The following is a 14,244-nucleotide window of genomic DNA, read 5'->3' on the forward strand; positions in this document are numbered from 1 at the left end:
AATCTTAGTTTGCAAACTTACGTTTTTTAATCGATAAGATAATTCCCACGGCTGTCATTGCCATCACCAAATGCGATCCACCATAACTCATAAAAGTGAGTGGAACGCCTGTTACAGGAAGTAGTCCAATTACAATTCCCACGTTGATGGCTATATGGAAAAAAATCATGGCTACAATTCCTGCGGCAAGAAGGGATCCAAACCTGTCCTTACTTTCAAAACTAATTTGGAGTCCTCTGAGTGGGATTGACATTAAGAAAAATAATAGAAGGACACTACCGAAAAATCCAGTTTGTTCTGCCCAGGAAGCAAAGATAAAATCTGTTCCCGATTCGGGAACATGAGGAACACGTCCTTCTGTCATTTCTCCATGAAACAGTCCCTTACCAAAAACTTTCCCAGAACCAACAGCTGGTTTGGAAGCACGGAGTTGGTAACCTGCACCTTGTTTGAATTGGTCAGGATTTAAAAAAGCTGTAAGACGAATGACTTGGTTTTCGCGGAAGGGAATGGATTTATGAACCGCAATGGCAGATAAGATAGATAGTCCTAAAATTCCAATTGTAATGTAGTAGTTTCGTAAATTTTTGGAACCACGAGCAATTCGAATAAAAATCATTACCAAACTAATGAGGGCAAGGGTTCCTCCTAAACTAAACATAAATGCTTCGTTTGATAGAATCTTATATCCTAAACTCGCGTATTCATCTTTAACAATTTCTGATGCTTCCCTAATCATTTGTAGGTTCTTAGGATTTTCAATTCCAGGTAGAGTCAGACCAGATACTTTTTTACCATCTAAAATTAACCAAATTTTACCTTGGAGTTGGTTTACGATAGATACAAGTTCTACTTTGTTATCTTTTCGGAGTAAGTCAATGAGTGGTTGGATGAGTGTTAATTGTGAGTATGCAAGATACATAGGAACCATTAGTGAAATTCCACCAAAGGTAAGTAGTGACCCAATATGTAGGATGTCAGCACCACCTAAGTATAACATGGTGAAAAGCATTGGTAAAAATGAAACTGCAGTTCCAAAGTCAGGTTGTAAAATGATAAATAACATTGGTACCAAACAGATAATAAATGGTACAATTAGCACTGTTATCTTATGCATTTCTTTTTCTTTTAAAACCAAATATTGGCCTAGTAGAATCACTGTTGCTAATTTAGAAAACTCGGATGCTTGTAGAGTGATAGGACCTAGTTTTAACCAGGAACGTGCTCCACGGCCAGAAGGAAGATACCCAATTCCAGGAATTAGCGTTAGAACAAGTAAAACAATCGAGAAGATATAGATGAAGAGCGCATAAGAACCAATTAACTGGTAATTGATCCTCGACATAAACCACATGGAAATCAGTCCTACAAAAACAAAAGTGAACTGTTTATACCATCGTCCGAGTCCATCGGCGGTGTTTGCTTCTTGTGTGTATAAAGTTAGGACTCCGGCCATTGCCACAAGGACAACGGAGAAAATGAGAAAAAAATCTAGTTTTTCTGTATTGCGATCAGCCATTAAAATGCCTCTTGTTCTACTGGTGCTTCTTCTTCCATTGTTTTAGCACGTGACCTATCTGTTCTTGGGAAAGAACCTGGAGGGAAAGCAGCTTTGAAGACTTCACGAGCTGCAGGAGCTGCAGAGGCCGCACCACCTACTCCGTATTCAACGAAAGCAGCAACTAATATTTGTTTTTCGGGAGGTGCGTTTACAGGTGCATACCCAATGAACCATGCGTGGTTGGATGAAGAAGCTCCTCTCCTTCTAGTTTGCGCTGTTCCTGTTTTTCCTGCAATTTCTGGTAGTGTTGGTGAGTTAAGAACACCAGAAGCTGTTCCAGAATATCCTACTAAATATAAACCTTCTTTGAGGGCTTCCACTGTGGAACGTTTAAGTGGAATATCTCTTAAAATAGTAGGTTCTGTTTTTTGTATAAGTGAGTTATCGAGTGGGCTTCTAATTTCAGATACGATGTATGGTTTGTAAATTTTTCCATTGTTAACAACTGCCATATAGAACAAGGCCATTTCAATAGGAGTCACAGAAATAAAACCTTGTCCGATAGACAGGTTAACTGTATCTCCATCAAACCACTTATTGCCATAAGTTCTTTTTTTCCAATCCGAACTTGGTATAAAACCAGTGGCTTCCCCCGGTAAGTCTATTCCTGTTTTTTTGTCTAAACCAAATAACCTGGAGTAGGCGAGGATTGGTTCAGCACCAAGCTTATAACCTAATTGATAAAAATACACAGAGTTAGATTTTTCTAGGGCTTGCGCTAAATTCAATTCTCCATGATTTTTTTTGTCCCAGTTATAAAAGACTTGGTCGGGTACACCTTTAAAGGTTGATTTAAGGGTAAAACTTGCCGGACAAGAAAAAGTTTGTTTCGGATCAAAATTGATTTTATGTTCACTTTCCATTGCCGCAAGCCCAACAAGTGTTTTAAAGGTCGATGCAGGAGGAAACCTGGATTGGATTGCTAGATTCAAAAAACCACCATTATTGGTAACACGTGTAAAGTGGTTGGAACGATCTAACTTGTTTTTTCCAGAGAGGATGTTTGGATCGTATGCCGGGTTTGATGCCATTGCCAAAACTTCGCCAGTAGTAGCTTTGATTGCAAGTACCGTTCCTCTTACACCTTTTAGCGCACGATAGGCGGCAATTTGCATGTCGCGATCAATCGTTAAAACTAAATTATTACCAGGAACAGAATGTTCGATGACACGTTCTTCTTCAATATTGCCTTCTGTATTTCTTTTTTGGATGCGAAATCCGTCTTGACCACGAAGGGTTGTGTCATATAAAGATTCGATTCCACCTTTCCCGACCAGTTGATAGGTTTTGATTTCTTTTTCTTGTAAATCACTAGTTGTTGGTTTTCCCACATAACCTGTGACATGTGAAAGTGCGGGGCCCATGTGGTAAACTCGCGCTGGCGAAGAAACTAAATACACATATCTGTTGATATTATCTAAAACAAGAATTCTTTCTTGTTGTTCACGTGAAATTCCCTCTAAAAGCACAAAAGGTTCACGCGAACGAATTTTTTTGATTAATCTAGAGTCTTGAAGTTCTTTTTCATAATAAACGATGGGGATTGAAAGGGCTTCACAAAATTTATAAATGAAATCTTTTACCTTTCTCGGATCGTTCTTTAACAAACTTGTATTGAGAATCACATCAAGCGACGCAGAGTTTGAAACTAAAGGTTGGCTAGTTTCTGGAGTGAGAAAGTTTCGATCGAAAATATTGCCTCGATCTGCGGGAATGGATTCACTTCTGCGAACAAAACGTTCTGCCTTTAATGAATTTTCACTTCCTTGAACAATTTGTAAATTAAACAACTGGAGAATGTAGGCAGTGAGTGTAAATACAATCATTCCCGTAAAGAAATACAATCGTTTACGGAAACTTGCTTCTAATCGAAACTCAGATGCCGACTGGCTCATTGTCTAACCTCGTCAGCATCCAATCGAAATGCCCAAGAGAATAAAAAGAACAAGGCAGGTCCAATAAATGCATTGTACATTGATACGTATAAAAAGGAATAACTTTGGTTTGAATGGAAGAACATCAAAAATAAAAGATAAGTGATAAGTCTGGATAAAAAGGTAATTCCAAGAATATAAATTGTAATCGAAATATAGTTCTCAGTGTATGAGCTTCGCATTATTTTCCCAACAAAGTAACCGATGATTGCATAGGAAAAAGAATGAAGACCTATTTTATAATAAACAATATCATCTCCACCTATTTCACCACCGAGTGCTGTATCAGTAAGTAATCCACCAAAAAAGCCAAGCCAGAGTCCATACAAAGGACCTTTCCTTAAAGCAAAAAAGACAACAAAGATGACCATAAAGTCTGGTCGAATCGCATTTCCTAATTCAAATAGGTTGGAACCATTTAAGAAATGGGAGAGTAACAATCCTATGACGATAAAAAGTTTATCTAAAATCATGGTGTCACCTCCTTTGGTCCTTCTTGGGCAGAAGGAGCGGATGGAGTTATGGGCGTCGATTCAGGTGTATTAGTATTCACAGAAGGTTTTGTATATTGAGGAGTTCCGAAAGTAGAAGGAAAGTTACCTTGTCTTTTTTCAGGTTCTTTTCCTTTTTTGTTATAATCTTTTTCTTTTGGAAAATCAATTTCACCAAAATAAGGACCGTCAATTTGGATTGTTTTTTCAGCCGGCCACTCTTCTCTCCATTTTTCAGGTTGTTTTTTCAAAACAATTACATGTAAGAGTTTATCAAATTCAACAAACGGACGTAAGATGGCAGTTTTAAATGATCCATTCCTTGGTCCTTCTTCGATAATCGTTCCTACAGGGATTCCCTGGGGGAATACTCCTGATCCACCAGAACTAAATACTGCTTTTCCAATTTTACTAAACCCCTCTGTAAACATAGTGTTCGAAGAAGTCGGCGGGGGATTCGGACCCATAGGAAAATTACCGATAGCTTTTGGATCTATCACAATTCCTGCATCAATGTAATCTAACAAAACATCCGTACCGCGGCCACTGTTTCCATTGAGTGATGCCCAAAGATTTGTACCGGGTATAGAAACTCCCATAGAAAAGTTGGAATTAATGATGGGTTGGATGACCGAAGATCCTTTGGAAACAGCAATAATTTTACCAACTAATGCTTCTGTAAATTTTCCTTTTTCATCCAAAGCGCGAGCCACAACCGGCATATAAGGTTTGATTCCTTCTTCTGAGCCTTTGTTGATGATGATGGTTCTATAAATTGCATTCAAACGAACACTCAAAACTTCTGCTCTAACAGAAGGATAATCTAAATGCAGGGGAAAGTTTAGCTCTTGTCTAAGGATGGCATTTTCTGCCTTCAATCTTTCTACATCTTTGGAAAGTTGGCGGTATTCTTCCATGACGTTCAAACAAGAATCACGCTCTTCTCTGACTCGTTCGAAAGATTCGAGTTTATTATAACTACTTTTGATTAGGGATCCAAAGGAATCAAAGGACCCAGAAAAAAAGTCGCCTACACCCTGAAAGCTGGCAATCCCTCTTACCATGAAGTTGCCGTTCCAAATTAGGGAAGTAAAAGAAAACAGGAATACGAAGAGTAGGGAAAACAATTCGTCATTTTGATTGATACGATTCCACTTCATGGACTTATGTCACATTAATTTTATCGGAAAGAATCTTTCAAGCGAGAATCAATTTTGGCCAATTTTTCACTACAGGGACTCAGGTAGGAAGTAGAGAGATGCCGGTCCGTCCCACCGGGCTTCGCCTCGAATGGTCTGGAGTCCTTTCGGGTTTCGGAAAACGGTGACCCGGACATTTCCCGGCGTGGGAGGGCGACTTCCATTCCATCCCAATTTCAGTCGGACTTCCCCGAATCCTGGATCAACAACTTGTGCGAAATAAGTTTTTGTCCCCGCTTGCACAATGGCAAATTCACGAAGGGAAAAAATGGGTCTCGGATCATTGGCTGTTCCCAAAAATTTCGAGACCAAGGAAAGGAATCCTGGAAAATCCTTTGAATCCAAGGTTGCTATATAATGGAGCAAATGTTGGCGGAGGTATTCTTTAGCATGGTTGTGTGCCAGTAAGACTCGATGGCGGCGGTCTAGTTGGGAGTAGAATGATTGGAGGAGGTCTCGCTCTTCACGGTTGCAGCCAGCCCGAAAGGCCAACCTGTCCAATCGTTTGCTATGCATCCAGACAAGTTCGAACCTATGTGTGAAGTAGGCGCTGATCCGAAAGCTAAGGTAAAAAAATAGTACGAGTAGGATTAATTCTAGTAAGGCATATTCTGGATCTCCCTTCCAAATCCAAACAGGTTTTTCTGGAAACATTGGAGGTTAGACGGTTAGGAATCGGTTTTTGTGCTTTATCTTTTGGAATGCGATAAGGTAACTTGGTGTTAGATGGTAATGTTAAATCATTTTTTCGGAGTATATGACTAGAATCTATGTGTTGATTTTCTTAAATTTTATAAATTGTCTCGTGATTCTAAAGGGTCAGGATACGATCAGAAAAAGTGAAGCAGAAAGAGAAATCTCAAAGATAATTTTATTAAAAACAATTAGTTGTGGTTATAGCGCAGGACGCGCATATGCAATTTCAGAATTAGGAAATGAAGAAGAAGAACCTTATCCTTGGGTACAGATTGGTGGTGGTTCCAATAGCAGCAGAATTTTTTACGATATAAAGGCATTAAGCCATTGTTTGAGATCATTGTCTGCAATGCCCTGCCCTACCAAAGATATAAAAACATATGAAGGTGATCAGGAATATTTGGCCACACTCATCTTTACGCGATACCAATCATGTACTTTTCGTCCGTTAGAAAACTGGAAAATTTTTGAACCATTCAAGGGAGAAATATAATGAAAATTTCGAATTGTATTTCACTAAAAATTCTTTCAACCAAGTATTCTTTGTTAGCAATTGTTATTTGGATTTTGAACGACGCCATTTTTAAATCCCAATTTCATAACTTTGTTACTGGAAAAATAAGTGATATTATTGGTTTGTTTTTTACGCCGTTAATGCTAACGGCTTTGGCCTTATATTTTTGTAATTTTAAAAAATATAACGTTAGTGAATCAAAAATTCTATTTGTTAGTATGTTTTTTGTAGCTCTTATGTTTATTCTATTAAACTTGAATCAAAAAACTAACGATCTATTGACGAATAAATTATGGTTTTTTATTCCTTCGAAAGGTACTGCTGACCAAACGGATATGTACTGTCTAATCGTTTATATTCCATTGCTTCTGTTGTTCTATAAATTTAAAAAGAGGCAGTCTGGAAAAAGTATTTACATATTAAAATATTTAACTCCAATTTTAGTAAGTTTTGCTTTGATCAATACTTCTGCTGTCGGAAATTTAGAAACAGATTTTAGTAGAATTGCGTTTTTTTTGTTACTTGGTGATATGAATGACCAAATAATTTCTATAACTCCGAAAGACGGAGATTCCTTTCATAAATCCGAAATGATAGACTTTCAATGGACATATAAAAATTATTTTGGAGTCACTGAGCCATCAGTTTATGATAATGAAATCGATTGCGGCATTACTCAAGATTTAAGTGAATTAAGAAGGTATGTTACAGGGAAATTCCAAAATTATGTAGTGCAAATTGCAAATAACGAATTGTTTTCTCCAATTGAATCGGAATTTCATTCTAACGGAAATGAAAAAAAAGTTAAAAGTGCAATAAACAATTCAGGCACTTATTTTTATAGGGTCGCCTTGATGTATAAAAATAAAGAAGATTGCGCTGAAGAAAAATTCCTTATTTTTTTACCGCAACAGGTAAAAAAAATATTCCTTCTTGAATGAAGGATGAATGTAAGAACACAAAATGGAAAAAGAATTTCATGACATCTTAAAATCTACCGACCATAGGCCTTGGGAAATGCCTAACAAAAAATGGTTTTGGTACCAGGAATGGAATGACGTTATTTTTTTACATTATCAAGTAAAAGAGGAAATACTTAGGAATTTCGTTCCCGATTTTTTAGAATTGGATTCTATAGATGGATCTTATTGGGTATCAGTAGTAGCTTTTACAATGAATCAAATTCAAACGAGAAACTCATTTCCAATACAATACTTTTCCAATTTTCATGAAGTGAACTTAAGAACCTATGTAAGGAAAAAGGATAAACCGGGTGTTTATTTCTTAAGTATTGAAGCAGAAAAATGGATTCCAACAGTTATGGCAAAATTGTTTTCTGGGTTGCCTTATGAACATTCAAATATAAAAAGGTATCCTCATTTATATTTATTGTCCGGAGATAGAAGCAAGTTAGAGATCGATTTTCAAATAACAAAGAAAAATGAAAGTCCTAAAAATATAGACTTATGGTTAACAGAAAGGTATTGCCTGTATAAAGATGATCCAAAAAATCAAAGGCCTTTAGAGATTCATCATAAACCTTGGGAATTATTTGAGATTGATTTAAAAAAAATAGAGATCAGCTATAACAAGTTTGATCAATATATAGACTTCAACCAACCTACCTTATTGCATTATTCACCAGGGGTAAAAGTGGTTGCATGGAATCAAAATTAGATTAGCGAAAGCCTTTGAGATATAATAAAAAAAAGACATACAATGATTTCAAATTTTGACCATTTCCTTCTCTATTCTAATGAAACGGAAAAGACTTTCCAGTTTCTAAAAAACAAACTGTCGCTAACAACACTTACAGATCTAACTAATTATGGATCCTTTCCGCAGAAAAGAATGTAGCGTAAAACGCGGTCGTGATGGGATGGAATGATAATCCACTAACAGATTCTAAGCGCTCAAATATTTTTAAATTATTTGAAAAGTTATTTTAATCAGTTAAATCTACCTCTTCAAAGTTTTCCGTTTGGTGGCGAAACATCCAGAGTTTATCCCCAGAATAAAAATTGATAAAGCCATCTCGCATTTCGAATTGATAGATACCTCGGAGTAGTAAATTTTCTTCAAATTTAGTTTCCGATGGTAAATCAATGACAATCATTCGGCGTGTTGTTGTAATCGCAACTTTGTCATAAAGATTGGCAAAGGAACGAATGATTTCCTGCTCAAGACTGATGGTTTCCCAATGGTTGGTATAACTATTATATAAATATAACTTTCTATCGCTCATGACCAAGGCGGCTTTGTATCCCATCGCGACTTGGTAACGTTCTTCACCAAAATGATGTCCCTTTTCCCATTCGGAACTTGAATTACTAACACCTAACAAATTTTTCTGTGTCACCAAAATGCATAGGTCGCCATAACATTGAGAATGCCAAATATGTTCTCCGCGAGTGGAGTAGGAAATTTCTTGTCCATCGGATAAAAATGCCTTATAGGAATGATGGCCTTTGACAAAGTTAATTGTAGTTTGAATGTATGGATAGGCGGTGCGGTCAATCACTCGGCTTTCGAAAGTAGTGACTTGGTGTTGGACTTCTGGTGGAGCATTCAGAATTTGGTTGGCCTCGGGAGTCAGTTGGCGTAGCGGAGTGAGACGTGTTTCTTGGTATCCTTGTCGATCATTTTTTGGATTTGCTAGGATACCTAAGTTGATAAAAACAAATGCAGCGAGGACGAAACGTAGACAACCACTTAACAGATGACTCATGTTGAATTTCCTATTGGTAATGGAATCTTAGACTGTGCCTTCGGACAACCATTTCTCCGTCTTAGACGGTGAATAGTTTTGAAGGGTTACGAGGAGATCTTTGGAATTTTCAAGGAATTGCACTAAGGCTGCATTTTCTTTTTTTAAAAAACCAGAACTTACCATATTTTGTATGAGTGCGAGGAGAGGATTGTAAAATCCAAGCCAATTAAGGATAATAATTGGTTTATTGTGTAAACCTAACTGAGACCAGGTGATTATTTCAAAAAATTCTTCCATCGTTCCCAATCCACCCGGTAAAACAATGAATGCATCAGATAGGTCGAACATAACTCGTTTTCTCTCATGCATGGTATCAACAAGGATTAGTTTTCGGAGTCCACTATGTTCGATTTCTTTTTTCTTTAAAAATTTAGGTAGTACACCTGTAACTGATCCGTTTTTTGATAAACAACCGTTGGCTACAGCTCCCATCAGACCGACACTAGCTCCACCGTAAACCAATCCTATTTGTTGGGTCCCTAGATATTCGCCTAATTCGTATGCGGCGGTCGTGTAATAAGGGTCTAGGCCAGGGGAAGAACCACAATAAACGGCGAAATTTTTAAGTGCTTTCATTTCTTAATCAGGTTAACAAAAGAAATCCATTCTTCAATCTGTAAATTCATAAATTTCTTTTGTTGGGAATTCCCATTCTGGAGTTTGAAAGAAATCACTTTGAGGAATTTTAAACCAAGGAGAATCGATACTTTGGGATTTTAAGATATGCATTTCTTGGGAAGGCATATAACTTTGTGCCAAAAGAAAAAGAGTTTGCCCGTCTTTTCCTGTTAATTTGTCTACGACTAAAACTGCGTGACCTGGCGAACCCGCTTCAATCCAAATATTACCTGGTTTTAAATCACCAATTGTTTTTTTCTTTAATTCGGATTTTAAGGAGATGGTTCCGGCATATATGTAAATAAATCGTAAATATTCTTCGAATACATCACGGCCGGTTCCTTGTTTGAACTTTCCTTTTTTCCAATGGGTTTTGTTTCCATTCACTTGCACCCTTTCGCCTTTTATAAATCTAGAGAATTCTACATTCATACCATTGCTGATTTTAAAATGAATCTGTTCGTATTTTTTTTGTGAATATAAGTATTCGGCTCTTAGTTTTATAATAGCATCAGCGCATTGGATTAAATCATCTTTTAGCAGGGGAAAATCTAAAACGGCAACATGGACTTGGTTCGTTTTAAGTTTTCCGTTATAGAGAGAAACAGAACTTCCTTTGGGTTTTAAGGGAAAGTTTTGTAAGTAGGTCGCAAAACTATTGTTTTGGTAATCCACTCTTTTGAATCCGTTGGGAGGTGGAAAACGATCTTGAATCGATTCTGCATATAAACTTTGCAAAAAAAGTGAGGGAAAGTGAACCGTAATCGCCAAAAGTTTTATGATAAAATAAATTTTAGAGTCTTTGGATTTGCCTTCCTGTTTTTTCATTTTGTAATCACTAGTTTAATGGATTCTTCTAACCAAGCTTCTTTCGCATCAATAAAGGAAGCTGTTTTTGTAACTATCTTTTCCGGCGTAAATGTCCCAGATAGAATATATGGATAAAGTGCTTCCATCGCTTCTTTGGACCCCACACGTCCCAAATGAATTTCTACACCTTGGTTGTACATTTCTAAATAGGGAATTTCCCATTGATTGGTCCAAAAAATAGAAGCGGAACTAAAAATAGCATTTCGGCCAAGGGAACGAACGGCAAAATCCCAACCTTGTTTGTTGGCCGAGGCATCACAAACTAAATCGTATTTTTTGGTAGGTTTGGGAAACTGTGAAAAATGTTCCACAGGGATTCCTAAAGACGAAGCTAATTCGATTTTTTTAATATCTGTATCTACATACAAAACTTCGGCTTTTTTTGTTTGGTGGAGAAAAAGAGCGGTATATAATCCGATACTTCCTGCATGACCTCCTACTACCAAAACCTTTAAATCTTTTTTGTGATTTAAAAATCTTCCAGCCAATTTCCAGACTTCTGCAATATTATCACTGAAACTAGCGATTCCTACTGGATCTATTTTTTTATCTATTTCAAATAGCATTTGTTTGGCGAATGGTATTTTGATTTCATCTGCAATGGCTCCACCAAAAGAATGAGCTCCTGGTGGCATTCCATAACCTGATGTATAAGGAACGGATTCGCAAGAATTAGTATGATGGTTTAAACAAGACGGGCAAGATCCGCAGGAAATTTGGAAAGGTACAGCGACTGTCATTCCGACGGAGTATATATTTGCCAAGTCTTCGGAGAGGGATTTGATTTTACCAACAAACTCGTGACCTACTGGGAATGGTGAACGGAATAAAGTATCCCCTTTGAGAATGGGTAAATCCAAATCACATCTTGCGATGGAGATGGGTTCCACTATGGCTTGGTTTTCTCCTGTGATCGTAAGTGGAATTGTTTCCTCCCACTCTAAGATCCCTTTTTTACGAAACACCAATCGACGCATAAATACCTCATGTATACCGATTGGTCTATTAAGTTGAACCCCATTAAAAGTTACAACTAGAATTGTTTAAACCAATCGGGGAGAACGGGAAGTTTTGTTTCTTTCCAGGTCCAATCGCCAAGCACGGTAACTATGGGTTCGTTAGCATCCAAAGCATATTCTAATCCACGGCTTAAATCTCTTCGCTCCGTAGGACGATAGGGAGTTTCCCATTGTGATTGGAAAGCTTCCTTTTCATGTTCCCATGCATAAGAAAGGAAAAAATCCATAAACTTTTGATCGGACTCTTCATAACGCCTTTTTAATGTTAGGAGATCTGGATTATTGGTTTTTTTCATTGTACGTTGGAGGACAATCGATATTCCGCGAACACTTTTGGAATAAAAAGTTCCTGCTCTTATGATCTTTCTTTTTTGGGGATTTTCCAAGGCCCATTTATCAGCTTTGTATTTAGCAACTCCCATAGACCCATAAAATGACAAAGTATGACTTAGCCAATAAAACGCTGAATAGGCGATTGTAAGCTCAGGTTTTATTGACTCTTCTAAATCGAGAAGGGGATACAAACAGATTCCTAACGTTTCTTCGATTTGATTGGGAGAACTTTCAATGATAGGAAATCCTACTTCCCCGAGTGCTGGCGTATAAATAATGGCTCTGAAATTGGGCGAAATATTATGATTTTGAAGGTCTTCTTGAATTTTTTCGGAAAGGCCCGTTGTAGCTGTTTTACCGAAAAGTGTAAGATCTGCATTCGACACTGGTTCGTTTGTTGTAGTCGTTGTTATGATAAAGGCAGAAGGATCCTTCGCTTTTAAGCAGGTAATGGCACTTTGCCCAGCTTCCCCGGATCCACCGATGACCAAATATTGACTTTGCTTCATGAAATCCTACCTGAATCGTTAGAAGATTTTAATTTTCGATTGATCCGTCAAAACTCTCCTGTTTTATTTATCGGAACAAGCGAAATATGAAAACGATTTTATCCTGCTCTAATTGTTTTAGCGGTCACTCCATTTCCACTTTTAAAGTAGAAGGAAAAAAAGGGAAGTATCGCTGTAAAAAATGTGGTTCTTGGAACCATTTTGATTATCGCAAAGAACCTGAAAAGGCTTCTTCCGACTCACTTGTGTTATTTGATCTAAATTTTAAAGACCAAATTCCTGAACACAGACTCCAAGGACAAATTTTAGGCAGGTATACGACCGATTTTATATCAGATTGGTCTAACGAGGAATTAGTATTTTTAAAAGATGAAGAGGGTACTGAGAACGATTTACGAATTTCTATCTCGGGTTTACCAGAAATCGTTAAATTGAAAAATTTACTTTTTGATATCACTACTGAGACACCTTCAAAAAATTTAAAAATCATCATCAATCAAAATGTAAATGATTCACCATTCAGGCTTTCGGTCACTGTTGATATGTTAGATGAACGTTTTGTATCTGGAAAATTGTATTTAGCTATCGCAGATGATTGGAACACTTTTTTACATGGAAGTTTTACTGCTACACGTATATATAAAATCAAATTTGATGAACATGGCGATTCGGATAAAAAACTTCCCGAATTTATACCAAACGAATTATCAGCAAAAATTTTTGCATTGTCAGGCAATATATTAGCACTGCAGGAAGTTTTTTTACTCTTAGACCAACAATCAAAAGATGAGCTATTAACTCTTGTTATGTATCATTGGCCCGAAAATCAATCTACGATTTCAGAGGTACATTTCAAAGAAGGGAATCTGTTGGTTGCATTCCAGCTGACTCAAAGAAAATTGAATGAGACTTTGATTTTTCTTTTTTCGAACCAAGTGGTCCCCACTCAAAAACACTGGGCACTTTTTCATGATGTCGTTTGTCATTCCGAATCTGAGCCTTTATTTATTCCAATTCTAAAACATAAATTCCCTGATAGTTACCAAACTCATTTAGGCGAAAATTTGGAATCTACCAACGAAGACAAAACTTTAGATTGGTTGGAAGCGGATGATATCTATCTTTTGGATTCTTTTGTTCGAACAGTGGGATCTCTTGACTATGTAGTACAAGATCCAATTCGAAATCCTCTTGGCTTTTCCCTTTTACAAGAATGTTTCGTTCGCGCAAAATATAAATCCTGTATGAGGCTTTTGGAACGAGGAGCAGATCCAAACCAATTCGATGTTAATGGAGAAACTGCCATATTTAAACTTTGCCAAGATAGTACGCTTCGGTTACAACAAAAAACAACACTTATGGATGAACTCATCCGAAGAGGTGCTAAAGTAAACCTTCAATCAATAAATGGAATGACTCCATTGCATTGGTGCTCCGTTTTTGGAGAACCTAGTATGGCCAAAAGATTGATTCAGGCTGGAATCGATATTCATATTGCTGATAATCATGGTAGTACAGCACTGCATGAAGCATGTAAGTTTGGAAATTCTGCCGTTCTTGCGTTACTTTTGGAATCGGGAGCTAAATCAAATAGTAAAACTTTAGATGAGAAAACCGGCAGAGATCTTGCTTTTGAAAATTTAGAAATTGCTGAATTAGAAGGTGATGAAGAGAAAAAGAACCGTTATAAGCGAGTTCTTTCCCTTCTTGATGTCTACGGTGGTTAGGTG

The 14,244-nt window shown here is 37.2% G+C and carries 14 protein-coding genes; 4 read left to right on the forward strand and 10 right to left on the reverse strand.

Annotation, left to right across the window (positions count from 1 at the left end; genetic code table 11):
* Positions 1–4 precede the first annotated feature (4 nt).
* The 5 genes from rodA to ND811_RS04065 all read right to left on the reverse strand — a co-directional run bounded on the left by rodA (position 5) and on the right by ND811_RS04065 (position 5,839).
* Positions 5–1,519 carry a rod shape-determining protein RodA gene (gene rodA, locus ND811_RS04045; RefSeq protein ID WP_265350249.1) on the reverse strand — a complete coding sequence of 505 codons (1,515 nt, stop codon included), beginning with the start codon at positions 1,517–1,519 and terminating at the stop codon, positions 5–7.
* Complete coding sequence (gene mrdA, locus ND811_RS04050; RefSeq protein ID WP_265350248.1) at positions 1,519–3,456, reverse strand: penicillin-binding protein 2; 1,938 nt, start codon at positions 3,454–3,456, stop codon at positions 1,519–1,521. Before mrdA ends, rodA begins: the two co-directional genes overlap by 1 nt.
* Positions 3,453–3,968, reverse strand: a complete 516-nt coding sequence (gene mreD / locus ND811_RS04055) for a rod shape-determining protein MreD (RefSeq protein WP_265350247.1) — start codon at positions 3,966–3,968, stop codon at positions 3,453–3,455. Before mreD ends, mrdA begins: the two co-directional genes overlap by 4 nt.
* Positions 3,965–5,146 carry a rod shape-determining protein MreC gene (mreC, locus tag ND811_RS04060; RefSeq protein ID WP_265350246.1) on the reverse strand — a complete coding sequence of 394 codons (1,182 nt, stop codon included), beginning with the start codon at positions 5,144–5,146 and terminating at the stop codon, positions 3,965–3,967. Before mreC ends, mreD begins: the two co-directional genes overlap by 4 nt.
* A 69-nt stretch (positions 5,147–5,215) precedes the next feature.
* A complete protein-coding gene (locus ND811_RS04065; protein ID WP_265350245.1) occupies positions 5,216–5,839 on the reverse strand; it encodes a hypothetical protein in 624 nt (207 codons plus the stop codon).
* Positions 5,840–5,942: 103 nt separating this feature from the next.
* Between ND811_RS04065 and ND811_RS04070 the strand changes: the two genes are divergently transcribed.
* The 3 genes from ND811_RS04070 to ND811_RS04080 are packed head-to-tail and all read left to right on the forward strand — an operon-like array spanning position 5,943 to position 8,072.
* Entirely contained in the window at positions 5,943–6,374 is a 432-nt protein-coding gene (locus ND811_RS04070) for a hypothetical protein (protein WP_265350244.1), read from the forward strand.
* Positions 6,374–7,336, forward strand: a complete 963-nt coding sequence (locus tag ND811_RS04075) for a hypothetical protein (RefSeq protein ID WP_265350243.1) — start codon at positions 6,374–6,376, stop codon at positions 7,334–7,336. Before ND811_RS04070 ends, ND811_RS04075 begins: the two co-directional genes overlap by 1 nt.
* A gap of 22 nt (positions 7,337–7,358) precedes the next feature.
* Positions 7,359–8,072 carry a YqjF family protein gene (locus ND811_RS04080; protein ID WP_265350242.1) on the forward strand — a complete coding sequence of 238 codons (714 nt, stop codon included), beginning with the start codon at positions 7,359–7,361 and terminating at the stop codon, positions 8,070–8,072.
* A 268-nt stretch (positions 8,073–8,340) separates the two neighbouring features.
* Here ND811_RS04080 and ND811_RS04085 read toward each other — a convergent pair whose 3' ends face one another.
* Genes ND811_RS04085 through ND811_RS04105 form a run of 5 tightly spaced genes read right to left on the reverse strand, consistent with a single transcriptional unit; the run spans position 8,341 to position 12,514 of the window.
* A complete protein-coding gene (locus ND811_RS04085; RefSeq protein ID WP_265350241.1) occupies positions 8,341–9,123 on the reverse strand; it encodes a hypothetical protein in 783 nt (260 codons plus the stop codon).
* Between the two features lie 27 nt (positions 9,124–9,150).
* Positions 9,151–9,741, reverse strand: a complete 591-nt coding sequence (locus tag ND811_RS04090; protein WP_265350240.1) for an LOG family protein — start codon at positions 9,739–9,741, stop codon at positions 9,151–9,153.
* 33 nt (positions 9,742–9,774) lie between these two features.
* The gene (locus ND811_RS04095; RefSeq protein ID WP_265350239.1) at positions 9,775–10,611 is read right to left on the reverse strand and encodes a DUF4846 domain-containing protein; all 837 of its coding nucleotides are present in this window, start codon (positions 10,609–10,611) and stop codon (positions 9,775–9,777) included.
* The gene (locus tag ND811_RS04100; protein WP_265350238.1) at positions 10,608–11,630 is read right to left on the reverse strand and encodes a zinc-dependent alcohol dehydrogenase; all 1,023 of its coding nucleotides are present in this window, start codon (positions 11,628–11,630) and stop codon (positions 10,608–10,610) included. The genes ND811_RS04095 and ND811_RS04100 overlap by 4 nt, the downstream gene beginning before the upstream one ends.
* A 56-nt stretch (positions 11,631–11,686) precedes the next feature.
* Positions 11,687–12,514, reverse strand: a complete 828-nt coding sequence (locus ND811_RS04105; RefSeq protein ID WP_265350237.1) for a hypothetical protein — start codon at positions 12,512–12,514, stop codon at positions 11,687–11,689.
* Between the two features lie 86 nt (positions 12,515–12,600).
* On the opposite strand from ND811_RS04105, the gene ND811_RS04110 reads away from it, so the two are divergent.
* Positions 12,601–14,241 carry an ankyrin repeat domain-containing protein gene (locus ND811_RS04110; RefSeq protein ID WP_265350236.1) on the forward strand — a complete coding sequence of 547 codons (1,641 nt, stop codon included), beginning with the start codon at positions 12,601–12,603 and terminating at the stop codon, positions 14,239–14,241.
* Positions 14,242–14,244 lie beyond the last annotated feature (3 nt).

Source organism: Leptospira soteropolitanensis (assembly GCF_026151655.1).
In the GTDB taxonomy this organism is placed as follows: Bacteria; Spirochaetota; Leptospiria; order Leptospirales; family Leptospiraceae; genus Leptospira_A; species Leptospira_A soteropolitanensis.

Bases quoted from the DNA above. Each gene is read 5' to 3' on its own strand.
- rodA (WP_265350249.1), bottom strand. From the start codon at position 1,519: ATGGCTGATCGCAATACAGAAAAACTAGATTTTTTTCTCATTTTCTCC.
- mrdA (WP_265350248.1), bottom strand. From the start codon at position 3,456: ATGAGCCAGTCGGCATCTGAGTTTCGATTAGAAGCAAGTTTCCGTAAA.
- mreD (WP_265350247.1), bottom strand. From the start codon at position 3,968: ATGATTTTAGATAAACTTTTTATCGTCATAGGATTGTTACTCTCCCAT.
- mreC (WP_265350246.1), bottom strand. From the start codon at position 5,146: ATGAAGTGGAATCGTATCAATCAAAATGACGAATTGTTTTCCCTACTC.
- ND811_RS04065 (WP_265350245.1), bottom strand. From the start codon at position 5,839: ATGTTTCCAGAAAAACCTGTTTGGATTTGGAAGGGAGATCCAGAATAT.
- ND811_RS04070 (WP_265350244.1), top strand. From the start codon at position 5,943: ATGACTAGAATCTATGTGTTGATTTTCTTAAATTTTATAAATTGTCTC.
- ND811_RS04075 (WP_265350243.1), top strand. From the start codon at position 6,374: ATGAAAATTTCGAATTGTATTTCACTAAAAATTCTTTCAACCAAGTAT.
- ND811_RS04080 (WP_265350242.1), top strand. From the start codon at position 7,359: ATGGAAAAAGAATTTCATGACATCTTAAAATCTACCGACCATAGGCCT.
- ND811_RS04085 (WP_265350241.1), bottom strand. From the start codon at position 9,123: ATGAGTCATCTGTTAAGTGGTTGTCTACGTTTCGTCCTCGCTGCATTT.
- ND811_RS04090 (WP_265350240.1), bottom strand. From the start codon at position 9,741: ATGAAAGCACTTAAAAATTTCGCCGTTTATTGTGGTTCTTCCCCTGGC.
- ND811_RS04095 (WP_265350239.1), bottom strand. From the start codon at position 10,611: ATGAAAAAACAGGAAGGCAAATCCAAAGACTCTAAAATTTATTTTATC.
- ND811_RS04100 (WP_265350238.1), bottom strand. From the start codon at position 11,630: ATGCGTCGATTGGTGTTTCGTAAAAAAGGGATCTTAGAGTGGGAGGAA.
- ND811_RS04105 (WP_265350237.1), bottom strand. From the start codon at position 12,514: ATGAAGCAAAGTCAATATTTGGTCATCGGTGGATCCGGGGAAGCTGGG.
- ND811_RS04110 (WP_265350236.1), top strand. From the start codon at position 12,601: ATGAAAACGATTTTATCCTGCTCTAATTGTTTTAGCGGTCACTCCATT.